Raw genomic sequence first — 23,172 nt, forward strand, 5'->3', positions numbered from 1 at the left:
CCTCCCTCTCAGGCTGGATAACGATTGACGCGGTAGAACGTCTTCACGTGATCGGATTCCTTGTAGCGCGCCTTCCGCTTCTCATCGTTGTTTTCGCTGTCCGCCTGCGCGGGCCCGACCAGGGGTGTCGCAAGCGTCGCGCCGACACCGGCCGTGCCCAAGCCGACCTTGCGAAGGAAATCGCGGCGTCCGACCTTTGCTTTGGTTTCGTCACTCATCGCATCTCTCCCGGACCAAGGCGCCTCGGTCAGTTGGCGAATGTGAATGCTTCCGTCTCGATTTCGACGAAGATGCGGCCGAGCGCGCCGACAGATCGATAGAAGCGGGCACCATCGGCGTTCTCGATGTCGGCGAACAACCGCCCTATCCAGGGCGAGACATGCTTTTCGAAGAAGGCGCGCTGCGCCTCGGCCGAGGCATCGAAGCGCCCCTCGGCGAGGCCCGACATGATCTCGCACAGGATGGCGGCGTGATCCTCGGGCTCGGAATTGTTGGCAACCCTCTCGATGCCGAGCATCGTCAGGTCGCCGCGCAGGCGCGACAAGGGCCGCTCGTTGAGAAAGCCGGTGAGATAGTAGGAGGCATAGGGCAGCAGTTCGCCGCGGCCGAGGCCTACGAACAGCTCGAAATATTCCCGCTCGACCTGCGCGGCGACGGCATTTGCGGCGGCGTCCGCCAGCGCCGCATGCGCGCGCCCGAGAGGCGTCGCGTCACCGGTCAACGCAGCGAGCTGATCGAGCAGGCGTTTCGACGGAGGCGCAGACAGCAGCGCCGCCAGCAGCGCGTATTCCCGGGCGCGGGCCGCATCGATGGGGTCGATGAGATCGGCGGAGCCGACTTGTTCGCCGTAAAGATCGGGCCGCAGATCGCTTCTGGACACTCCGGTGGCAGTTTCGACTGCAATCACCCGTTGCGCGGGCACGCGGGTCCAATTCGATACGGAGGGCTGGCTGATGCCGATTTTGCGCGCAAGCTGAGCGATGCCACCCGCGGCATCGATTGCGCGATCAAGCCCGTCATCCCGCACGTGGACCTCCCATCCGAGTCCCGTCTGCTGATTATCGCTTTTGTTACATAGCAGTACGAAGCGTAATCCTCCCCCCGTAAACCGTCAACGCTTGCCATAGCCTGAGCCTATAGCCTTTGGTCGTGCTGCTCAGCGCGGCAATGCACTGCCGTGCGTCCGCGGCCTGATGGGCTCGGCAAAATCGTCAGATCTGTCAGCCATATTCGGTTGCACCGCAACAGGGGCAGCCGGGTGCTCCGTCTCGTCCGGCAGCTCGACCACATTGGATATCTCCGGCACATCGGCCTCATGCAGTTCCGCCGAAGAAGCCTCTGTCTCGGTCGGCGTCTCGGGAAGCGACCGGGCCGCCTCGCGCACTCCGCCGACGATGCGGTCGACGAGTGCGGCCAGCTCTTCCGACGTACAATCCAGCGGTCCAAAACCAGGCATCGCAGTCGGATCGTTGAAGTCCCAGGCATTCTCCGCAAGTCCGACGAAGTCGCGAATGGTGGGATCTGTCGTCCAGGCGCGCCGGAGCGCCGCGCGGCTCAACTCCCGAGGAACACCCTTGCTGAGGAAGGCTGTGATGTCGGTTGCGGCATTGATCTCGTCGATCGAGGGCAGGCGCGAGAGATCGAACTCGCCCTCCTCGTCCTTGGCCGCGACCGGCGGCGTGGACTGCGCCGGAGCAGGCTCCGCCGGCTCCGCGCGCGATTCGCGCTTGCGGCGGGACCAGCGTGCCAGGAATTCTTCCTCACTCATTCCTGCCCGCCTTCATGTTCGCGTCGGGCCAGCGCCTCCGGGTCGGCGCGGCGCCGCTTGCGCTTGACGAATTCCCGCTCGACATGGTGCTCCGCCACGAAGCTTTCAATCGCTTCCCGCAGCACCTCCGGCATCGACACGGCCTCGACAAGGTTGTCGGCGCCTTCGGTAAAGCCTTCGCCCTCGGCGGGGTCGGCGGTAACCGCGGTGACGGCATAGGGCCAGGCGCCGTCCGAGGGCGACAGCACAATCCAGATGCTCGGACTGCCGGAGGCGAGATTGTCGCGATAGCGCGCCGTCTCGGACGGATAGAGATCGACGGTCGCGCTTCCGGCATAGAACAGGGTCGTACCGTCCTGCTCGCGAAGCACGGTCCACGGCTGTGTCACCGGCTCGTCCGGCAGCACGGCAAGTCCGCGCCAGATGAAATCGACCCACGGCGAGTCGGCCTTGCGCCGCTCGACCACGACACCGACGGCAATCGAGAGGGACGGCAACGCCGCAGGGCTCATGTCGCCATCTCCAGGTGCTTCACCGGCAAGCCGGTCAGCAAATTCTGTGGCTTCATCCGGAGCTTCTGATCCGCCGTCATCGAGAGGATCAGGTACACCGGTTCACGCCCGACATCGTCGAGAGCGCAGCTTGAATCAGCAAACGTCAGGCGGAACAGCGCGAGCACACGATCCGCCTCGCGCTCGCCGGGTTCTTCGTCGTGCCACAGCCGGTCGCCGAGCCTCGTGGCGTCGGCATCGAGCCCGACATACCAGGTGAGGCTTGCCTCGTGCAGCGCGCGTAGCGGCTCGATCATGACCTCGATGCCGAGCAGATGGGAGACCCAGCGCGTCATCGCCTGCGCCAGCGCGACCGGCCCACGGCCGCCGGCCGTGAGGTCGAGGGCCATGTCGAACTGGTCGCTGCGCTGGCAATAGGCACCGGCATTCTCCTCGCTGAGCACCTCGACCACCGCATCGGTGGTGGCGCCCAGCATCGACATCAGGGAGAGCACCGGAGTCGGGCTCCGGCCGCCGACGATCTCCTCATCGCCGAGCAACAGGGCGTGCTCATGCGGCAGGATTCGCTGGGCCCGGAAGAACAATTCGGCCGCCCGCAGCACGAACGGGTCGTCGCAGCCATCGAGCGCGTTCCGCAGGATGACATGCACCAGCTGGTTGACGAAGATCGGCGGCAGATCGTTCGCGCCTGACCGCACCGATGAAAGATAGGCGGCTTCGAGCGTCGGATGCCGCAACAGAAGATCGCGGAACGCCAGCACGAACAGCCAATTCTCCCGGGCATCGGCATCGGCGATCCCGGCGATTTCGCCGGCGCTGACCGCCTGGCGCGGGTCGGCGAGCAATTCGCGGTGCAGCCGGCGTTCGACCGGGCACGCATCGTCCGGCGGCATCAGTTCGGGACGGGCAAAATAGGCCTTGAGGAACTCGTCCGTGACGCGGAGCCCACCGCCCTCGTCGCGATCGAGCAAATGGTGACCACAGGCGATCCAGAAATCGTTCATCGGACGGTCGGCTCCCGGCCCAGATCCGCAAGCCTGAGATCGCCGTCAGGCTGGACGTCGTCATCGATTTCCATGAACGAGAACGCCTTGCTGTGTCCTTGCCCTTGCCGGAGTTGCAGTCGGCGGAACGACTCGCGGACTTCGCCGTCACTCGAGGTGCGGTGCACTGCAACGAGAGAGCTGATCGGGTGGCTGCAGAGCGACTGCGCGAAAGCGACCTCCTCTTCCGCGGCCGTCTTCGCCGCCGCCATGTCCGGCGCACCGAAGCGATCGACGAGTTGCCTGGCAAGGAGATCGATCAGGCTGCGATAATCGTCTTCGGTTGCCGGAACGATTTGCGCCAGCGTCGACCAGCCCCAGGACTGCACCCCGAGGAAACCGCCGCGAAACGCCGCCCGTTCCTTGCCCTCGAGCCTGACAGCGTCGTGATCCCAGAAGCGGAAAGCACCGGAAACGGCCCATTCTCCCGGCTCGGCCGCCACATCGAAGACGAAGGTGTCGGAGGGATCGAGAGCGATGGTGCGAAGGAGCTTCACAGGCGCGGTCCCCCGAGGGCCGGATCGAGCCAGGACGGCGTCGCGAGCGCCTGCATGAGGTCGCTTCGCTGGATCGCATCCGTCCCGATGCGGCGCGTCAGGACATCGCCGCGATCGTCGATGCGCTGAATCGTCTGCCTTTCACGCGGCATCCGAGTGAGATAGTCGCGCGCGACACTGTCAAATCCGTCAACCCGCCAGCCATCCAGCGCCAGCATCAGGTGCCGGGCAAAGCTTTCCGTGATCTGCGCCGCGCCAGCCTCGCCAAAACCCTCCTGGTCGAGTGCCGAGGCCAGCGGGTGGATACCTGGATCGTCATCGTTCATGGCAACCGTCCGGATCATGGCCCCGAAGACCAGCCAGGGCGGCGGCGCATCCTCGTCAGCGGCGAACGGCCAGCCCATCCGTCCGCCGCCGACCAGCCCTCCGTCGATCCTCACCGCATCCGGCCAGTCGATCGTGATGGGCTTGCTCGGCGGCGCATAGGCGCGAAGCGCATCCGTGAGCGCGACCATACCCGCGTAGAACGCGCGCCGTGCGCTGCGTAGCGGCTCTGCCGGCTCCAGCACCACGGCAAACTCTGCGAGGTCAAAGCGGCCGACATACACGAGCGTTCCCGCGCCGCTCTCCGGTGCAATGCGGCATGCATGGGCAAAAGCGTCGCCGCTCTCGCGCAATCGCACCAATGTGAACGGCGGCGGCAGGTGGATTGGTTCCGCCGCGGAAACATGACTGATGAGGGTCGAGGGCAGGCGGTCCTCCGCTTTCCTTTTCTTCCCGACGGATAATGTCTATACGAGGCGAAGGGCCGGCGCGAGTCCGTCGTCGGCATGCGAATGGCGGAGGCGTTAAACTGGAGCAGCCGGCGAAGACCATCCTGATCTGCTCGTGCGAAGACACGATGCGTCTCGACGTGGCTACGATCCGGCGCGGATGCCCGAACAGCGAGGTCAGGAGCTTTCGCCATTTGTGCGGTGCGGAGCTCGATCATTTCCACAAGTTGGCCGCGGCAGAAGGCGCGTTGACCGTCGCCTGCACCCAGCAGGCAACGCAGTTTTCGGACGAGGCCGGCGAACGGCCTGATGCGATCAGCTTCGTCAACATCCGCGAAGCGGCCGGCTGGTCCCGCGACGGCGCGCGCGCTGGTCCGAAAATGGCCGCCCTGCTCGCATCCGCCTCCGTGCCGTCCCCGGACTATCCGCTCGTCACCTTATCGAGCGAGGGCGTGATCCTGATCTACGGACGCGATGAGGCCGCGATCGAGGCCGGCCGGCTGCTTGCCGACCACCTCGACGTCACGGTGATGCTGAAGCAACTCGATGACACGGTGTTGCCAGCTGCAACGGTCTTTCCGGTCGTGAAGGGCACGATCCGCTCCGCGAAGGGACATTTCGGCGCATTTGAGATTGCGATCGACGACTATGCGCGTCCCCGCCCCTCCTCTCGCGATCGTTTCGTGATGGACCCGCCGCGAAGCGGCGTCACCTCGCGCTGCGACATCGTGCTGGATCTTTCCGGCGACATGCCGCTGTTTCCCGCCCATGAGCTGCGAGACGGGTACCTTCGCGCCGACAGGAAAGATCCCGCTGCGGTGCTGCGCGCCGTGCTGACTGCGCGCGATCTCGTCGGCAGCTTCGACAAACCGAAATACGTCGACGTCGCCCCCGCTCTTTGCGCCCATTCGCGCTCGCAGCGCACAGGCTGCCATCGCTGTCTCGATCTCTGCCCGACCGGGGCGATCACGCCCGTCGGCGATCATGTCGCGATCGATCCGAACGTCTGCGCGGGCTGCGGCCAATGCGCAGCTGCCTGCCCGACCAGTGCGGTATCCTACACGCTGCCTCCGGCCGATGCGCAGCTTCAGAGAATTCGCGCCATGCTGCTCGCCTACCGCGAGGCGGGTGGCGCGAATGCAGTGCTGCTCTTTCATGACAGCCCGCACGGCACGCCTCTGATCGATGCCCTCGCTCGCTATGGAGACGGCCTGCCGGCGAACGTGCTTCCCTTTGCCGTCAACGAGCTCACGCAGCTGGGACTGGAAGCGATCGTCGGCGCCTTCGCCTATGGCGTATCGGCCGTGCGGTTCCTGCTCCGTGCCAAGCCGCGCCACGATGTGACCGGCCTGTCGCAGACGATCGCGATGGCCGAAGCCATCCTCGGCGGTCTCGGGTTTTCGGACCGTCGCCTCGCCACGATCGAAACGGATGATCCCGATGCGCTCGGCGAACATTTGGCGGGGATCGGCACGCACGCCGCGGTCGCGACGCCCGCGACCTTCAAGACCGTCGGCAAGCGGCGCGACCTCCTGCGGTTCGCCCTGAGCGAGTTGCATCGGCTGGCGCCGCAGCCGGTCGATGTGATCGCCCTGCCGCAGGGTGCGCCGATCGGCGCAATCACCGTCGATACCGATGGCTGCACGCTGTGCCTTGCTTGCGTCTCGGCATGTCCGACCGGCGCGTTGCGCGACGATCCCGAGCGGCCCGTGCTGAAATTCATCGAGGATGCCTGCGTGCAATGCGGCCTCTGCCAGAGCACCTGTCCGGAAAAGGTCATCAGCCTCAAGCCGCAGATCGATTTCCGCGCGGCCCGAGCGCCCGCGGCGATCATCAAGGAAGAGGAGCCCGCGCTCTGCATCCGCTGCGGCACGGCGTTCGGCGTCAAGAGCACGATCGACCGCATCGCAGCCAAGCTCGAGGGCCGACACTGGATGTATCCGGCCGGCGACCGTCGGATCGAGGCCATCAGGATGTGCGCGGACTGCCGCGTCGTCGTCATGAGCGAGCAGCAATTCGATCCGTTCAAAGGCGTTCCGGAACGAACGCCGCCGCGGACGACGGACGACTATCTGCGCCAGCGCGAAAGCAAGGACTAGCTAATCTGGACGAGGCAAACATCTTCGCGGGGGCGGAAGGGGCGGCTATCGCGTCGCGCGGCCCAGAAATTCGGTGAGCGCGCGCCGGTCCTCTGCCGAGCCGATGCGCTGCTCCGGCATCTTGGTGCCGGGCGTATAGGCATTCGGTCCAACCTCGAACAGCTTCGCGACCGTCTCCGGCGTCCAGACGATGTCCATGGTCTTCAACGCATCGGAAAAGCGGTATCCCGGCAGCGAGGCGATCTTGCGGCCGTATAGTCCCGCAAGTGTCGGACCTGCGCGCTGCACCTCCTTATCCGAGAGCGTGTGACAGGCAATGCACGCGCGAAACACCTCTGCACCGTGGTCGCCAGCATAGGCCGCCAGCGGATCGGCCGATTTGCCGGATAGGATAGAGCTGATCGGCTCGCCGGTGCGTCCATTCCAGCGCCGGATCTTGCCGTCCGCGCCACCGGTGATCAGCGTCTCGCGATCCGGGAGGAAAGCTACCGACCATACCGGCAGCCCGGGCCCGACCAACGTGCGCAGCAGGCTGCGCGACTTGCGGTCGATGATCGCCACCGTGCCGCCGATGCCGGCCGCGGCCATCAACGAGCCGTCCGCCGAGATCGTCAAGGCCACCACCGGTGTCGGGCCGGCCGCAACCTCGCCGCGGACCTTGCCGTCCGGGGTCAGCATGCGCAGCGTGCCGTCGACTGCGCCCGTGACGATTTCACCATCCGGCGCCACGGCCACGACGTTCAGCGGCGCCGGCAAGGTCACGATTTCGGGCTGCCTGTCCGGCAAACGCCAGATGCGCAACGTCAGATCGTAGCCGACGCTCACAAGCGACTTGCCGTCCGGCATGAAAGCGACGCCGTTGACGTTCTGTGAATGCCCTTCGAGCACGTGCGAGGCGCCGCCCGACAGCGACCAGAGCCGCACCGTCCGATCCCATGAAGCCGATGCGAGAAGCGACCCATCCGGCGACACGGCAAGCGCAACGATCGGAGCGACATGTCCCTCCAGCACCCGGTCCGGCTGCGGGCGGCCCGCCGTCCATATCGCAATTCGCGCATCGGCGCCGGCCGTGATCATGCGGCCGTCCCTCAGAAAGGCGACGGCATTGACGCCATCCGCATGATGCCGCAGCACTTGCTCTGCGGTTTCCATCTTGAGCGACCAGCGGATAGCCGCCGTGTCGAAGCTGCCGGAGAGAAGGCTGTCCCCATCGGAGGAAATGGCAAGTGCCCGTATTGGGCCACCGTGCCCGATCATGTCGGCATGCACGGACGAACCGGCAAAGATGGCCCACAGCGCTACTGCCACCTTCGTCCAGAAAGGTGATCTGTTCACTTCCGGCCGGCCCTGCTTGACGTTCACAGTCTCAAGATTGCCAGAACGGGCGGCCGAAATGAACATCCGGCGCCGGTCTACTTGGCCGGTGCCGTGGTGGTCTTGGAGGATCCCTCCGGCGCGGCCTGCATTCCAGGCGGACTCTGGCCTTGGGGACTTTCGGGGGGCGCACCACCCGAACCTGTATTGATTGGGCCCGTCCAACCTTGCGGCTGTGCCTGGCCCTTCGCTTCAGGAGGGGTTTGCGTCGCCGAAGGGTTGGTTTGCGCGGGTTGGGCCAAGGAACTCTCGACAAAGCAGAGTGCTGCGAAGCACAAGATCGCTCTCGTTAATTTCACGCAAGGCCTCCGATGCGCTCACTAGGCCTGCAAGAAACTTGCGAGGCCTGCTTCCGTTCCGAATCGTGCAGCGCAACAGCCCACCTCGCGCATCCTCCGCGACGAGCTTGCTCGCGACAAGCCGTGTCGTATAGATGGCTTGATGTTCCAATCGAGGGAGGCTGAGGTGAAGGCTTTTTTGCTTGGCTGCGTCGCGGCCCTGGTCATCGCGATTGCGGGAATGGTGATCCTGAATCGAGTCCAGGAGCCCGTCGCCCAAGCGTTTGCTACGTCCGCGGTACGGCTCTGAGAAGCGTCAGTCGCGCTTGAGGCCGATCGACCTGACGATGGGAGCCAGGCGGGCGAACTCGTCCTCAACCAGGCGCTGAAACTTGTCGGGGCCTGAATCGATGTCCGGCTCCAGACCTTGCGACCGATAGCTTTCCTGCAACAGGGGATCAGCCATCGCGGTGCGTGTCGCCGCAGCGATCCGCTCCACGATCGAATCCGGGGTTGCTCTTGGGGCAAACAAGCCAAACCAGCCGGCATATCTGAGGCCGGGCATGCCGGATTCGATGATAGTCGGAATCTCCGGCGCGCCGCTCAGCCGCCGGTCGCTCGTCACGGCGATCAGCCGCAGCTTGCCCGAAGAGTGCAATTGCAGGTTCTGGCTCGAGACCACCGCAATGACCGAGTTGATCTGGCCACTGACGAGGTCGTTGGTAGCCGCCGCCATGCCCCGGTAAGGCACGTGGATCAAATTTGCCGCAAGATCCGATTGCTGCCTGAACATCTCTCCGACGAGATGATTGCCGGTGCCGACCCCCGGAGTGCCGTAGGAAAGCCCGCCCGGGTTCGCCTTCGCAAAAGCTGCCAGCTCCCGCAGGTCCTTCACCGGCAAGGATGGGTGAACCGCGAATGCAAGCGTGCTTGTAATCAGCCGATAGATGGCGCGGAAATCGCGAACCGTGTCGTAGGCAGGCTGCGCCGAGGACAACGGAATCGTCACCTGCGTGCTGCCATTGCCGAGCAGAAGCGAGTAGCCGTCGGGTGCGCTCTGCGCCACCGCTGCGGAGCCGATCGCACCACCGGCACCGCCGATATTCTCGACATAGACCGGGCCGAGCAGCGGCGCGACCTTGTCGGCCCAGGGACGGCCGATCTGATCACCCGCGGCGCCAGCCGTATAGGGAATGACCAGCCTGATGGAGCGGGAGGGGTAATCGTTGGCGGTCGCACCGCCGGGCCAGGCAGCCAGCGCCGTGAGACGCGCCGCCACATCGAGCAGTTCTCGCCGTGAGAGGAGGGACATCTTCTGCGTGTTCGGGACCGAGCGGGCTATCTTGCACGAATGAAGGGTCCCGAATATCCGCGCAGGGAGATCGCTGCCCTGCACAATGCGGGCAGCAGTGGCCGCGCTGGCGCGGTGCGATCACGCGGTCAGACGCGGGTGACAGATTTGCGTTCAGTCTTCAGGCCTCAGAATTGCACACCTCGCGTCAGGGCGCCGTCGACGACGAGGTTCGTTCCCGTGATGAAGCTGGCGGCGCCACTTGCGAGAAATACGACGGCGTTCGCCATCTCCTGCGGCGTACCCATCCGGCCCGTGGGATTGAGCGCAAGCGCCGCCTTGTAGAGGTCGGGATTGTTGTCCTTGATGGTATTCCAGACACCACCTTCGAAATAGGTGTTGCCCGGCGAGACCGTGTTGGCGCGGATACCCTTGTGTGCAAGTTGATTGGCGAGACCCTGCGTGTAGTGAATGATGGCGGCTTTGAAAGTGCCGTAGGGACCGGCCGCGAAATCGACCTCGCGCCCGGAGACGCTGGAGATGGCGACGATCGCACCGGCACGGCTCTTCTCCAGATAGGGCATGGCCGCATTCACCAGCCGGACAGTGCCCATCATGTCGGTCGAGAATTCCTTGGCCCAGCTCTCATCGTCCTGCCCGATGGCGAGCGCGCTCACATTGGCGACGACGACGTCAATTCCGTCCAGCTTGGTCGCCATGTCGGCTACCCAGGCCTTGAGCGCCGCACCATCGGACACGTCAACCGCAGCGCCAAAGGCCGCGACGCCTTTGCTCTTGAGCGCTGCAACGGTGCTGTCGACGTCCGCCTGATTGCGCGCACAGATGCCGAGATTTGCGCCCTCGGCGGCAAAGGTCTCCGCAATCGCACGGCCTATCCCCTTGGTGCTGCCGGTGACGAGAACCTTGGCACCCGCAAGTCCTAGATCCATGATCGGCTCCTTCTTCCCAGTAGATTCACACGTTCAATGGTTATTCGCCGTAGCCCTGACCAACCCTCGATAGCTGTGTGGCATCCGCATCGAAACGAGGTCTTTTCGTCGCACGACGTTGGTCGGATACACGCTGTCGAGGTTGGTGGTATCGACGAGAGCGGTAGCAAGGTTCGTGCCGTCCGCTGCGATGGCTTCGCGGCGCGGGAATTCGAACGTATCGGGGCCGAATACGCCGCTGAGGCCGGGATAGCCGCGTTCCGGGTCGAATACATTGGCAAACGCCAGGAACACGTTGTTCTCACCGGCGCGGACCCGGAAGTGATGCCAATGATGCGGATCGGCGCCGGTCGGGATCGGTGCCGGCTGCAGAACGGAAGTCCCCGGATGTGGTGAACCGAAGGGTCCCTTGACCGCCGCGCAGCATACGATGATGTCGCAGCCCCGAAGTGCGAGTACCCTCCCCGCCTCCGGAAACGCCGCATCATGACCGATCAAGAGGCCTATTCGCCCGATCGGCGTGTCGACCACGGCCCAATCATCGCCCGCAGTCGCCCAGCTACGCTCTTCTTCCGTGAGATGCGTCTTCCGATAGAGCGTGATTTCTCCATCCGGCGTGATCAGGCAGGCGCTGTTATGGACGGCATCGGCCACGCGCTCGGCCATCCCGCAGACGATGTAGATCTGAAGCTGCGCAGCGACCGCGCGCAGGCTCTCGGTGGCGGGGCCCGGTATCGGCTGCGCCGATCTCTCCGGATCTACCAGGCCGGTGACCGCGAGTTCCGGGAATACGACGAGCTCCGCGCCGTCGGCCTTGGCCTGCCGCGCAAGATTCGCGATCACCTCGAGATTTCGCGCAACACTGGCACCGGGTGCGAATTGGGCCACGCCGATGCGCGAGCGTACTCCTTCAGGCCAGGGCTCGTGACCGTAAAGGCCGAAGAAATCTCGCGGATTCCAGCTGAAGGTGTCGGTGAGCAACTCCGGATAGAGCTCGGGCCGGCGCTGACGGAACACGGGCTCGCCCAACACGCGGCGTGCGCGCGCAATATCGAGATCAATCTCGACCAGCGCGAACCCGTCGCCCTTGTCGAGGACCGTGATCACCTGACCATCCGGCGCGATCACGCAGCTCCCGCCGCTGAACTGGACGGTCCGCTCGAGTCCCCAACGGTTGCTCTCGATCACGTAGCAGCCGTTCTCGAAGGCACGGCTGATCCAGTAAGGCGCCGGCGTTCGCTCCGCGAGCCAGTTGGAGATATGGCAGATGACGTCCGCGCCCCCGAGCGCCATCAGTCGCGCGGTCTCCACAAAATGGATGTCCATGCATATGAGGAGCGCGATCCGTCCGATCGGCGTGTCGAAAACCTGGTTATGCAGGTCGCCCGCGGCCGCCCATTTCGGTTCGGAGATAAAAGGATGCGTCTTGCGATGGCGGCCGACAATGCCATCGGGCCCGACGAGCACCGCCGAGTTGAAATAGATGCCGTCCTCGTCGACTTCAGGCATGCCGACCACGATGTAGCAATCACACTTGCGTGCGAGCGCTACAAACCGGTCGGTGGTCGGCCCCGGAATTCTTTCGACAAAGGGCCGAACCTCGGCACGGTCGAACCAGCAATACCCCGTGGTTCCCATTTCCGGCGTGACGATGAGCCTCGCGCCGGCCGCCGCCGCCTGCTCACAGAGTTCGAGCAGGCGCGCGATGTTGCGCTCCTTCTCGAACATGATCGGCTCGAACTGGACGGTGGCGACCTTGTGCACAGTGGACATGAGCAGGCTGGCCTCAACCGAGATAGGACTTCTTGATGGAAGCGCCGAGCGTATATTTCGGATCGACCATGTTGCCGAGACGCACCCGGCCGGCCTGAGTCAGCAGCATGTAGGCATCGATCTCGTCGAAACCGTAGTCCACCGCCATCCAGCGGCAGAGCTCGCGATAGGCGATGCGGGCTGCATCTTCCATCGGACGCGCCGAGCCGATCGTCATGATGAAGTCCTTGGTCTCTAGCCGCGGCCAGGCGATGGTCCAGCCCTTGATCAGGTCGACCTGCACCGTGGTCACTGTCGGATGCTCGATGGCGACGCCGCAGAGCTCGCCGTCGCCCTGCGCTGCATGGCAGTCGCCGAGATAGAGCAGCGCACCCTTGGTGTTGACGGGCAGATAGATGATGGCGCCGACGCCCACGTCGGGCAGATCCATGTTGCCGCCATAGTAATCCGGGACCAGCGAAGAGATCGCCTCGATCTCCGGCGAGGTGCCGATGGTGCCGATGAAGGGCTCATAGGGCAACGTGATCTTGTCGTTCCATTTGGTGCCGGTCGTGGCGTCGATCTCCAGCTTCTTGACGCGCTCGGGCAGCGCCGGATTGAGCAGCGCCGTGTTGCCCGTACTGACCAGGCCACCGAACTCCGGCATGATCACCGTGGTGCCACGCGGCTGCGGCCCACGCGGCACGATGCTCTCGATATAGACCGCGAGCGTATCGCCCTTCTCGGCGCCGTTGACGTGGATCGGCCCGTTCTGCGGATTGAGGAATGGGAAGTTGAGAATCTTCGATGGGCTGTCCGTCTCTTTCTTGATGGCGCCCTCGAACGCGTCATGGGTCTCTGCGGAGACGACGGCGCCGGGGTCGACCGACAGCACCGGCTTCACATACGGGCCGTAGACGTAGTGGTACTTGCCCTGCTCGCTTTCCGTGATCGTGTAGCTGGTGCCGCGCTCACCCTTGGCGACGCCCTTGCGGGCCATGATGGAGTCTTTCTGCCAGGACATTCGCTTTTCTCCTTGTGTCGTTGGCGTAGGTCTTCAAACCGCAAGATGACGGCGCATCTCTGCCGCGTCGTCGAGCGCCGCGCGATCGAGGCTTGCGACGATGCGTCCCTTGTCCATGACGTAGCAGCGCTGCGCCATGGCGCGGATCATGTCGAGATTCTGCTCGACCAGGATGATCGTCACCCCGGTCCTGTGGTTGAGCTCGACCATGTTGCGCGCGATGTCCTGGACGATGTTGGGCTGGATGCCCTCCGAGGGTTCGTCGAGCAGGATGAGGTTGGGATCGGCGATCAGGACCCGTCCGATCGCGAGCTGTTGCTGCTGGCCGCCGGACATGGTGCCGGCGCGTTGATGCCAACGCTCCTCGAGGATCGGAAAAGCTTCGACGATCTTGCGCCGGCCCGCTTCGGGAACGCCGCCGCCCTTGATCGCTGCGCCGACCGCGACATTCTCGCCGACGGTCAGCCGCGGAAACACGTCGCGCCCCTGTGGGACATAGCCCATGCCGAGGCGCGCCCGCTTGTGCGCGGGAAGAGACTCCACCGCCTCGCCGCGAAAGACGATCGAGCCGCTCATCGCCGGTACCAGTCCTATCAGGCTCTTCATCAGCGTGGATTTGCCGACGCCGTTGCGACCGATGACGGCCACGATCTCCCCTTCCCGCACCTCGATCTCGAGGCCCTGGAGCACCGGCTTGCCACCATAGCCGGCGCGCAAGGCCAGGGTCGACAAGATCACTTCCTTGCGCGGCTGATCAAGCATGGGCCTGCCCCAGATAGATCGCCGCCACGCGTTCGTCGGCCACGATCTCGTCGATCGAGCCCTGCGCGAAGACCTGCCCGAGATGCAGCACCGTGACGCGATGCGCGACCTGCCGGACGAAGGCCATGTCGTGCTCGATCGCCAGCACCGTCATGCCGTCGGCATTCAGCCGCTGCACCATCTCGCCGGTCATGTGGGTTTCCTCGGGCGACATGCCGGCGGTGGGCTCGTCCAGCAGAAGAAGCCGCGGCTTCAGGCTGACGGCCATACCGATCTCGAGCCATTGCTTCTGGCCATGGCTGAGATTGCCGGCGATCTGCGCCTGCTCCGATTCCAGCCCGAGGAAGGCCAGCAGCCGGCCGATCTCCGATTCCAGCTCCGCCCCGCGATGCCGGCTCTGCAGCGCGATCTCGAGATTCTGACGGACCGACAGGCCCTTGAAGACGCCGGGCACCTGGAACTTGACCGAGAGGCCGCGGTGAATCCGCGCAAAGGATTTCAGCGCCGTGATGTTCTCGCCGGCGAAGAGAATGTCGCCGCTGCCGGGATGATGCTCGCCCAGGATCAGGCGGAACAGCGTACTCTTGCCGGCGCCGTTCGGGCCGATCAGGCAATGGATCTCGCCGGGTTGCAGCGTGAGATCCACGGAATTGGTGACGTGCAGACCACCGAAATGCTTGTTCAGCTTGCGCAGCTCGAGCAGCGACATCAGCCGGCCCTCTGGGTGAGGCGGGCGGCGATGCGGCCGAGCCAGTTCATCGCCCCGAGCACGAGACCGTTCGGGGCGATCAGGACCGTGAGCACCAGCAGCACACCCATGAAGACCAGCGCGTACTGGCTGCCATAGATGGTGAGCGCCTGGAACGCGGCGAGCACCACCAGCGTGCCGATCACGGTCGACGTCAGGTCGCTGCGGCCGCCGACTGCCACCCAGATCAGCGGCAGCGACGCGGCCGTCATCCCCATGCTCGACGGCGTGATGTACTGCCCCCACACCGTGTAGAGCACGCCGGACAGGCCCGCGAGCGCGGCGCCGATGACGAAGGTGATGAGCTGGTATTTGCGGACGTCGTAACCCAGCATCTCCGCCCTTTCGGGGTTCTCACGGATCGCGACGATGACGTTGCCGAAAGACGAGTTCATCAGGATACGCAAGGCCAGATAAACGAAGACGAGGAGACCAAGCACGAAGTAGTAGAGACCGACATCGGCGAACAGCACGATCGGCTCGCCCGGCCAGGGGATGGTCAGCGGCGGCATCGCACTCATGCCGTTGAATCCGTTGAGCCGCGCAGCTCCGATGTGCCATTCCGGCCCCGCGGTCTGTGCCATGAAGCGTTCCAGCATCAGGGTCACTGCGAGCGTGACGATGCCGAGGAACACCCCGGCGATGCGTCCGAAGAACATGAAGTAGCCGAGCAGGACCGCGAACAGCGCGGCGATCGCTACCGCGATCACCAGCGCCAGCAGCGTAAATCCGTAGGCAGAGCCAAAATTGATGGTGAGGATGCCGTAGCCATAGCCTGCGATCCCGAAGAAGGCGGTCTGCCCGAAGGAGAGCGAGCCGCCATAGCCCCAGATCAGGCACAAGCTGAGTGCGATGAACACCCAGACGAAGAAGTAGACGGTGTTGCCGACCGTGTAACCGTCGCTGAACAGCGGATACGCGAGTGCGACAGCAAGCACCAGTGCGAACAGGCTCCAGAAGGCCGGACCGCGACCGACGGTCTGCGGGCCTTCGAGGCGGCGAAACATTGCGGGGAGACCGGTCACGACGCGATCACTCCGTCAAGTGCGTTCGCGCAGCACGAAGCCGGAAATGCCTTTCGGCAACACCCGGACGACGATGATGACGGCGACCAGCAGACCGATCTGGCCGAACAGCTGTCCCTGCCAGGACGTCATCACCGACTTCACCACCGCAAGCACGCCGCCGGCCGGTGCCGTACCGAGGAAGACGTCGGCGCCGCCGATCACGACGGTGACGAAGGCTTCCATGATGAAGGTCGCGCCCATGGTTGGCACCAGCGTCATGGTCGGCGCATAGAGACCACCGGCAAGACCGGCGAGCCCTGCCCCGCAGGCGAAGGTGAGGCTGTAGATCAGGCGGGTGTCGACGCCGAGCGCGGCCGCCATATGCGGCACCTGGATGGTAGCGCGCGCCAACACGCCGAACCGCGTCCAGTTGAACAGCGCATAGAGCGCGGCGAGCACGCCGAATGCGGCACAGAACAGCACGATGCGATAGATCGAGTAGGAGTAGTCGCCGACCTGGAAGCTGCCGAACGGTGTGCCGACGCCTGCCATGGTCGAGCCGACCATGATCAGCGTGCCCTGCGTGGCGATCAGGCTCAGCCCCCAGGTCGCGACGATGGTGTCGAGCGGCCGGTCGTAGAGATGACGGATGACCGCGAGCTCCACCACGACGCCGACCAGCGCCGACACGAGCGTGCCGGCCAGTATTCCCAGCGGCAGCGGAAGGCCGGCATGCACGGTCGCGGCGGTGACGTAGGCGCCGCACATGATGAACTCGCCATGGGCAAGATTGATCACGCCCATCATGCCGAAGATCACCGCGAGCCCGCAGGCCGAGAGCACCAGAAATGCGAAGGCGTCGCCGAATTGATAAAGCGCCGAGAACACGTGGGTCGCGATGTCCATGAATCAACCAGGATGTGAGAGGATGCGGGGTCGCCGCGCAGATGTCCGGGATCGCCCCGGCGCGCCGCAAGCGCCGGGGCGATCAGCCGCCGGTCAGGGTTTCGGCGGCGGATTCGACGGCGTGTACTGGGCCATCGGATCCTTCTTGGTGAGATCGCAGCCGGCTTCACCCAGCCAGTACGGCTTGATGTCCTCCCAGACCTTCGGGAAGGAGATCGAGTGATCGGCGCCGACCTTGGCGAGATAGATCGTGTGCGACATGTGCTGGCTCTTCGGGTCGATGCAGACCTTGCCCTCCGGCGCGTCCATGCAGACGTCGCCCAGCGCGATCACCTTGCGGATCTCCTCGCGCTTGGTCGACTTCGCACGCTCCACCATCTGCTTGTAGAGATAGACGGCGAGATAGGAGTTCTCCGCCTCCTGGTTCACATAAGGTTCGCTCGGAAACTTGGCCTTGAACTTGGCGTAGAACTCCTTGCTCTTGGGCGAGTCGATCTCCTCGATGTAGTTGGTGGTGACGTACATGTCCTTCAGGCTCGGCGGCTTGAAGCGCTTGTGCTCGTAGCCTTGGCCGACATTGACCGAGGAGGCCATCGGCAGGTTGACGTTGGCGGAGGCCGCCTGCTCATAGTAGGAGGCCTGCGCGGTACCGACCAGCAGGGTGACGACGAAGTCCGGCTTGGCCTTCTGGATGTTCTGAACGCTCTGCGAGAATTGCGACACGCCGAGCGGGATGAACTCCTCGCCGGCCATCTTGCCGCCGTTCTCCTTGACGATCTTGCGGACCCACTCCGCCGAGATCTGGCCGAAATTGTAGTCGGCTGCGAGCGTGTAGACGTTCTTGCCGTACTTCTCCATCATGTAGGGAATGAGCGTCGAGAACTGCTGCTCGGGCACGGCGCCTGTCACGATCATGTGGCCGTCGCAGACGCCGCCTTCATACTGGTTGTTGTAGAAGGCAAAACCGTTGAACTGATCGACGATCGGGCGGTACGCCTCGCGCGAGGCCGAAGAGAATCCTGCGAACACGACGTCGACCTTGTCGCGCTGGAGCACACGCCGCATGAACTCCTGGTAGCGGGTGTTGTCGGACTGCGTGTCGTAAGTGACGAGCTCCAGCGGCCTGCCCATGATGCCGCCGGCCTTGTTGATCTCCTCGGCGGCGAGCTGGATGGCGTGAACCTTGCCGATCGTAGCCGCTGCGAAGTCGCCGGACTGGTCCTCCAGCACCCCGAGCTTGATCGGGTTTTCCGCCGCGTGCGCCAAGTGTGATCCAACGGGTGATCCGAGGACAAGCGTCCCCGAGAGGGCTGCGGCGCGCAGCCCCCGCAATACAGACTTGCTCATTTTGCTTCTCCTAGATGGCCTGCTTGTTGCCGCCTTGCAGCGTGATGCCGGTCGTGCGGCTGGACGTGTCGGGCGGCTTCGCCCGCTTGCTCAGAAACTCTTCGCAATAGAGTTCCATGTTCTGCCGCGCGCGCATGCTCTCGCGGCGGAGCTGTGAATAGGCGCCTTCCTCGTCGAGGCCCTCCTGCCGCATCACCAGGATGACGGCCCGGATCACCGCGCGGCGGCCGCGGCGGCGCTCCTCGAGACCCTGCAGGCGCTCATACATTTCGGCGCGAAGCAGGAACTGGTTGATGCCCATGAACAGGGACGTGTAGACCGCGCCGCCATGCACCGGCTTGCGCAGGAATGAGGTGGCGCCCAGATTGACCAGCGCCTTGAGCCGGCTCGGGGCTTCGACGCCGACGAGGCCGATGACCGGCGCCGGCGGCAATCGCGAGGCGGGATTGACCTCAATGGCGACGGCGCCTTCGAGATCGCCGTCGATGAACAGGATGTCACGGTCGGCCTGCAGACTAGCAACATCGATCTGAGCGCGACCGTCGATGATTTCCGGGTACTCCGTGGAAACGCCGAGCTTGGCCAGCGTCGTTTCCAGCGCGCTCTCCCACCCTCCTCGCCTGGTCACGACGATGGCACGGCCGCCCTTGAAGTTCTGCAGCAGTCGGGAGCTCATGATTGCACCACCTTCAAATGTGGAGAGCGCATTGCGCTGGCAAAGCGCGGCGACGACTGAACGAGATAGGGATCCGGCGCGATCGGCTCGCGGGATTCCAGCAGCACTTCGAATTGCCCGCTGGCGGTCGATCGGCCGATCCGAGGGGTGAGCCAGGCGTGGAAGGTCTGGCGATCGATGCGAACCTCGCCTTGCGGCGCGTGCAGCCGCTGGTCTGCCACGGCGGCGCGGACCGTCCGGGCGTCATCGGTGCCCGCCTGCGACAAGGCCGCTCCGAGCAGCTTGACGGCGATGTAGGACGCTTCGGCGTCCGCCGACGAGACCGGCCCATCCGGGAAGCACGTGGTATAGGCGCGAATGAAGGCGCCATTCTCCGCCGAGTTCAGCGAAGAAAAATAGACACTCGAGGACAGATGTCCGTCGATCGCATCCGGGCCGATCTCCGGCAATTCCGGCTCCGACAGCGTGCAACTCGCGACCGGGATTTCCGCAGCCTGATCGATGCCGCGCGCGCGGCAGGCAGCCCGGAACGCCCGGAAGAACGCGTAGGCGCTGGTGCCGATCAGATTGTTGAAGACGAAGTCGGGCCGTTGGTCGATGATTGCCGCGATCACCTGGTCGACCTCGGTATCGCCGACCGAGAGATACCGTTCGGCGAGCACGGTGCCACCGCGCGCAGCCAATGCCTCTCGGAAGATGCGGTTGTTTTCCCAGGCCCAGATGTAGTTCGAGCCGACGCAGAAGGCACGCGAACCGAGGCGGGATGCCAGGTAGTCGACGAGCGGCAGCACGTGCTGGTTCGGCGCCGCGCCGGTGTAGATGACGTTATCGGAACTCTCGAATCCCTCGTAGTGAGAGGGATACCACAGCAGTCCATCGAGCTTCTCGAAGCACGGGATCACCTCCTTGCGGCTCGACGAGGTGTAGCAGCCGACCACATGCCGGACGCCGGAACCGAGAAGCTCGAGGCTGAGCGAGCGATAGCTCGCGAGGTCGCCGGACGGATTCACGACGACCGGCTCGAGCGCAATATCGCCGCCGCTCGCGTTGATCTCGCGAAAGGCGAGCAGCGCCCCGTTCAGCATCGACCTCGCGACGACGCTGTAGGATCCCGTCGTCGAGAGCATTACGCCGATCCGATATGTCGTCCGCGCCATCACTCGTCCCAAAATGAAAAAGGCGCCCATCGGCCGTTAAGCCGAGGGCGCCCTCGCCGCCAACCGAGCACGCGAAACCCGCGCGATGTTGGAAATGGTTGAAGCTCGTTGCGTTGACGGGCTGAACTGCCCAACGCTTGCGTAGCACGGTCGTTGAGATCAGTTACGAAGTCAAGCGCGTTATTGCAGCGAAAGCTGCCGCGATTCGTATCGTGCTGCAGCAAAACTGTGCAGCCGATCCGAAGCACTGCATCGATACTCCAGAGACATGACGGCACACCTGAAGCCCTGCTTTCACACCTGACGCACGCTATCGAAGCTCGCGCGGTCGAGCCCTGCCGATGGGCCTATGCCAATCCAAGTCGTCGGCACTTCCCACGACGAGCGGTCGCGTCTCTTTCGGCCCAGGGTCCATGCGCCTCGGGCATCTTAAGAACCTGGTAACGATACGAACGTCGTTGAACGCATTGATGCAGATCGCGCGCTGCTGGTGTCTGCCCCGTAACGACCTTGGTATAAGCGGAACCAGGCGCGATCGACCCTCGCGAAAGACCCGGTTTCATTGATTGCTCATGAACAAGCTTAGCAACGCGTTCGACATCGTCATCGAGCAGTCGTTCGACTTTCTGTCCCCGGAATTTGCAGAGCTGTTCGATCGTTCGGCCGCCACGGCGTTCCAGCATCCGATTTGGCTGCATAGCCTCTACACCAGGCTCGCGCCGGAGACGGGTGCAACACCTCTGGTCGTCGTGGTCCGTTACCGAGCGACGGACGCCCTTGCAATGGTGCTGCCCCTGCTCCGGATCAGGCGCGGTCCGCTACGGACCGTCGAGTTCGCCGACCTCCGCGTTTCCGATTATCTGGCGCCGGTTTGTAGCCCGGACGTGTTTTCGCAACTGCTCGACGACGCGGCTGCATGCGCGCAGATTCGGCGCCTTGTCCGTCCTTTCGATCTGCTGCGCATGGTCAAGCTGCCCGACGGGCGGCTTGCGATCGAAAACCTCCTGGGCGCGTCCCGCCGTGTATCGATGGACACCAACGCCTACGCGACGGTTCTCATCGCGCCGTTCGAGCAGTGGCGGGCCAGCGCGATCGACCGCTCCTATCAAAAGGAGCTCGCAAAGAAATATCGTCAGCTCCAGAAGAAGGGCACGCTGAGCTTCTCATGCTGTGGCGACGGCGCCTCCGTGCTCGAGGTGCTGGACGTGATGAGGAAGTTTCGCGGTCCGCGCTTTCACGCACAGGGCGACGGAGATCTGCTCCAGCGCCCCGCATATTACGGCTTCTATTCCGACGTCGCGCTTCGCGGCATGGGCTCCTTTGTCCGCCTCTATGCCATGAAGATGGACGGCGAAGTGATTGCCGCCGTGCTGGGACTGTGCCACCGGGACAGATTCCTCGTCATCATGAGCGCCTTCGACATCACCGGCTACAAGAGCCAGTCCATCGGCGCGTTGATGTTCGAACAAGTGGCGCGGGATTGCATCGGGCGCGGAGATCAGATGCTCGATTTCACCATTGGCGACGAGCCATACAAGAAATTGTTCGGCGCGCAGCCATCCCCGGTGTGGGCGGTGACGCAGGTTGGCAGCACAACAGGCGCCATCGCTGTCTTCGCGCTGAAGCAGGCGCCCTGGCTCAAGCGCGCGGCCAAGCGGCTATCGGATTTGAGGTTGCAGCCCGCCCGCCCTCCGACTCCCACGCGCTGACCGACGGCAGACGAAGGGGGCAGAGCTCAGGCGCGCAATGCGCCGCGGACACGCCCAAGCCAGCCCGGATGCATCTGGTCGACGCGATGTGCCAGACTGCGCCGCAGGAAGTGCAACCGTCGCCGCACGTCCCAGCCGATGTCGTTGCGGGATGTCAGGGCCTCGCGGAAGCGCGCCATCCTCAGCGACTGCTGGTCCGCCGCGATCTTGTCCCGATCGGAATAGAATTGCGAGATCTTCTCCAGGCCCATGCCCGGGGTCATGAGCCACCGCGACGCGTATTCGGTACAAAGACGATCGACGTCCACCAGCAGCCGGGCAACACCGGTGCCGGCGGCGGGACAGTTGGTCTGGAAAGCGTCGCCGATGAGCACGATGCCGGGCTGGAGATGGCCCTCGACGACGGTCAGATCCATCACCCAGTTCTGGACCCGGTCGATCACACCGAAATCGCCAAGATAGCTCCGCAATCCCGGCAGCAGCCGCAAGACTGTGGCCTCCGGTTCGCGACGCAACTCGCGCATGATCGGATCCGTCGGATCGCGGAACATGAAGAGATTGGCCCGCATGCCGGCACGAACGGGAAACAGGCTGAGATAATCGATACCGTCCGCCGTGCGTTCGCCGTAGCAGGTCAACGCCTCGAAATCGAACGGAGCGCCGTCCTGGCGAGCGATCGTGAAGCCGAATGAAACCGAATGGCGCTCGGCCAACACGCGCCGCCTGATGCCGAGCTTGTAACCGAGGACCCCCGCCATGCCCGTTGCCAGAACAACGAGGCGAGCCGTGATGCGCCGTCCGGAGGCCAACTCGAGATGCTGGACATCGTCGCTGCTGCTGATCGCGGTGACCTCGTCGACGATCATGTTGGATGGATCGGGGATCTGGCGACGCGCCATGGCGACGAGATCAGCATAGGGAAATCCGTAGGCTTGGCCGACGCTGACATCGACCACTTTGCCCTCCCGGATATTGAGCACCCGATCATATCGGCAAGCAGCATCCTCGAGCGCATTGAGAAAGCCCAGCTTGCGAAACAGCTCCAGCTGATGGCCGCCGATCTTCTCGACCCGGAATTCGTCCGGATAGATCGCGCGCTTCTCGACGAGAGCAACGCGATGCCCTGCCCGCGCCAGCACGGCCGCCGCAAGCGATCCTGCAAGGCCACCGCCGACAACGGCGATGTCGGAGACGATCGGTGCCGCCTCGTTCTCGTCCGTTGGCTCGGTTCTATCCGTCGTCATGGCCTCGGCTCCCACGGTTAACCGCGGTTCCAGTGCAATTCTCCCGCCTGATGTCGCATCACCGAGCCAAGCGCGATCATTTCCGGAGATTGAGGTTAATGAGCGGGAGCGCTGGCGCATTGCCACCGTCCCGGCACGCGTCTTGCTCGAGACTTTCCGTAGATTCCGGGTTCCGACATCCCGATGGTCGATCCCACCATTCCGCACTCGAACGGCCGATCGCGCCATCTCCGGTCATCGAATGCGGCGCCATGC

General features: G+C 64.2%; 22 protein-coding genes. 2 read left to right on the forward strand and 20 right to left on the reverse strand.

Translation table 11 applies throughout. The features are described 5' to 3' along the window. Positions 1 to 8: 8 nt before the first annotated feature. From ACYCVF_RS25970 to ACYCVF_RS26000, 7 genes are all read right to left on the reverse strand, one after another. Positions 9 to 218 (reverse strand): twin-arginine translocation signal domain-containing protein, encoded by a 210-nt coding sequence (locus tag ACYCVF_RS25970; RefSeq protein ID WP_459601085.1) that lies wholly within the window; start codon positions 216 to 218, stop codon positions 9 to 11. Positions 219 to 247: 29 nt separating this feature from the next. Beyond that, positions 248 to 1,027: a molecular chaperone TorD family protein gene (locus ACYCVF_RS25975; RefSeq protein ID WP_459601087.1), complete on the reverse strand. Its 780-nt coding sequence runs from the start codon at positions 1,025 to 1,027 to the stop codon at positions 248 to 250. A 129-nt stretch (positions 1,028 to 1,156) separates the two neighbouring features. After that, a complete protein-coding gene (locus ACYCVF_RS25980) occupies positions 1,157 to 1,768 on the reverse strand; it encodes a DUF3306 domain-containing protein (protein ID WP_459601089.1) in 612 nt (203 codons plus the stop codon). Beyond that, a complete protein-coding gene (locus tag ACYCVF_RS25985; protein ID WP_459601091.1) occupies positions 1,765 to 2,280 on the reverse strand; it encodes a DUF3305 domain-containing protein in 516 nt (171 codons plus the stop codon). Before ACYCVF_RS25985 ends, ACYCVF_RS25980 begins: the two co-directional genes overlap by 4 nt. Continuing rightward, on the reverse strand, positions 2,277 to 3,284 hold the full coding sequence (locus ACYCVF_RS25990) for a DUF6352 family protein (protein WP_459601093.1): 1,008 nt from the start codon (positions 3,282 to 3,284) through the stop codon (positions 2,277 to 2,279). Before ACYCVF_RS25990 ends, ACYCVF_RS25985 begins: the two co-directional genes overlap by 4 nt. Beyond that, on the reverse strand, positions 3,281 to 3,820 hold the full coding sequence (locus ACYCVF_RS25995; protein ID WP_459601095.1) for a DUF6505 family protein: 540 nt from the start codon (positions 3,818 to 3,820) through the stop codon (positions 3,281 to 3,283). Before ACYCVF_RS25995 ends, ACYCVF_RS25990 begins: the two co-directional genes overlap by 4 nt. Next, positions 3,817 to 4,524 carry a biotin/lipoate--protein ligase family protein gene (locus ACYCVF_RS26000; protein ID WP_459606690.1) on the reverse strand — a complete coding sequence of 236 codons (708 nt, stop codon included), beginning with the start codon at positions 4,522 to 4,524 and terminating at the stop codon, positions 3,817 to 3,819. Before ACYCVF_RS26000 ends, ACYCVF_RS25995 begins: the two co-directional genes overlap by 4 nt. A gap of 197 nt (positions 4,525 to 4,721) precedes the next feature. On the opposite strand from ACYCVF_RS26000, the gene ACYCVF_RS26005 reads away from it, so the two are divergent. Continuing rightward, positions 4,722 to 6,692 carry a 4Fe-4S binding protein gene (locus tag ACYCVF_RS26005; RefSeq protein WP_459601097.1) on the forward strand — a complete coding sequence of 657 codons (1,971 nt, stop codon included), beginning with the start codon at positions 4,722 to 4,724 and terminating at the stop codon, positions 6,690 to 6,692. Positions 6,693 to 6,737: 45 nt separating this feature from the next. Here the strand turns inward: ACYCVF_RS26005 and ACYCVF_RS26010 are convergent, their stop codons facing one another. From ACYCVF_RS26010 to ACYCVF_RS26065, 12 genes are all read right to left on the reverse strand, one after another. After that, complete coding sequence (locus ACYCVF_RS26010; RefSeq protein ID WP_459601795.1) at positions 6,738 to 7,949, reverse strand: c-type cytochrome; 1,212 nt, start codon at positions 7,947 to 7,949, stop codon at positions 6,738 to 6,740. Positions 7,950 to 8,660: 711 nt separating this feature from the next. After that, positions 8,661 to 9,656 (reverse strand): Bug family tripartite tricarboxylate transporter substrate binding protein, encoded by a 996-nt coding sequence (locus tag ACYCVF_RS26015; protein WP_459601099.1) that lies wholly within the window; start codon positions 9,654 to 9,656, stop codon positions 8,661 to 8,663. A gap of 167 nt (positions 9,657 to 9,823) precedes the next feature. Beyond that, complete coding sequence (locus ACYCVF_RS26020; RefSeq protein WP_459601101.1) at positions 9,824 to 10,585, reverse strand: SDR family NAD(P)-dependent oxidoreductase; 762 nt, start codon at positions 10,583 to 10,585, stop codon at positions 9,824 to 9,826. A gap of 33 nt (positions 10,586 to 10,618) precedes the next feature. Next, on the reverse strand, positions 10,619 to 12,358 hold the full coding sequence (locus ACYCVF_RS26025; protein ID WP_459601103.1) for a nitrilase-related carbon-nitrogen hydrolase: 1,740 nt from the start codon (positions 12,356 to 12,358) through the stop codon (positions 10,619 to 10,621). 13 nt (positions 12,359 to 12,371) lie between these two features. Further along, the gene (locus tag ACYCVF_RS26030) at positions 12,372 to 13,361 is read right to left on the reverse strand and encodes an acetamidase/formamidase family protein (RefSeq protein WP_459601105.1); all 990 of its coding nucleotides are present in this window, start codon (positions 13,359 to 13,361) and stop codon (positions 12,372 to 12,374) included. A gap of 33 nt (positions 13,362 to 13,394) precedes the next feature. Continuing rightward, on the reverse strand, positions 13,395 to 14,123 hold the full coding sequence (locus ACYCVF_RS26035; RefSeq protein WP_459601107.1) for an ABC transporter ATP-binding protein: 729 nt from the start codon (positions 14,121 to 14,123) through the stop codon (positions 13,395 to 13,397). After that, complete coding sequence (locus ACYCVF_RS26040) at positions 14,116 to 14,832, reverse strand: ABC transporter ATP-binding protein (protein ID WP_061020876.1); 717 nt, start codon at positions 14,830 to 14,832, stop codon at positions 14,116 to 14,118. The genes ACYCVF_RS26035 and ACYCVF_RS26040 overlap by 8 nt, the downstream gene beginning before the upstream one ends. After that, positions 14,832 to 15,878 (reverse strand): branched-chain amino acid ABC transporter permease, encoded by a 1,047-nt coding sequence (locus ACYCVF_RS26045; RefSeq protein ID WP_459601797.1) that lies wholly within the window; start codon positions 15,876 to 15,878, stop codon positions 14,832 to 14,834. Before ACYCVF_RS26045 ends, ACYCVF_RS26040 begins: the two co-directional genes overlap by 1 nt. A 33-nt stretch (positions 15,879 to 15,911) precedes the next feature. After that, entirely contained in the window at positions 15,912 to 16,784 is an 873-nt protein-coding gene (locus tag ACYCVF_RS26050) for an ABC transporter permease subunit (protein ID WP_459601109.1), read from the reverse strand. Between the two features lie 93 nt (positions 16,785 to 16,877). Beyond that, complete coding sequence (locus ACYCVF_RS26055) at positions 16,878 to 18,131, reverse strand: urea ABC transporter substrate-binding protein (RefSeq protein ID WP_459601111.1); 1,254 nt, start codon at positions 18,129 to 18,131, stop codon at positions 16,878 to 16,880. Between the two features lie 10 nt (positions 18,132 to 18,141). Continuing rightward, positions 18,142 to 18,807: an ANTAR domain-containing response regulator gene (locus tag ACYCVF_RS26060; RefSeq protein WP_459601113.1), complete on the reverse strand. Its 666-nt coding sequence runs from the start codon at positions 18,805 to 18,807 to the stop codon at positions 18,142 to 18,144. Then, on the reverse strand, positions 18,804 to 19,964 hold the full coding sequence (locus tag ACYCVF_RS26065) for a transporter substrate-binding domain-containing protein (RefSeq protein ID WP_459601115.1): 1,161 nt from the start codon (positions 19,962 to 19,964) through the stop codon (positions 18,804 to 18,806). Before ACYCVF_RS26065 ends, ACYCVF_RS26060 begins: the two co-directional genes overlap by 4 nt. Before the next feature lie 572 nt (positions 19,965 to 20,536). Here ACYCVF_RS26065 and ACYCVF_RS26070 point away from each other — a divergent pair. Then, positions 20,537 to 21,673, forward strand: a complete 1,137-nt coding sequence (locus ACYCVF_RS26070; protein WP_459601117.1) for a GNAT family N-acetyltransferase — start codon at positions 20,537 to 20,539, stop codon at positions 21,671 to 21,673. Positions 21,674 to 21,699: 26 nt separating this feature from the next. On the opposite strand, the gene ACYCVF_RS26075 is transcribed toward ACYCVF_RS26070, so the two are convergent. Further along, positions 21,700 to 22,917: an FAD-dependent oxidoreductase gene (locus tag ACYCVF_RS26075; RefSeq protein ID WP_459606677.1), complete on the reverse strand. Its 1,218-nt coding sequence runs from the start codon at positions 22,915 to 22,917 to the stop codon at positions 21,700 to 21,702. Between the last annotated feature and the right edge of the window lie 255 nt (positions 22,918 to 23,172).

It is taken from the genome of Bradyrhizobium cedriense, from assembly GCF_054602315.1.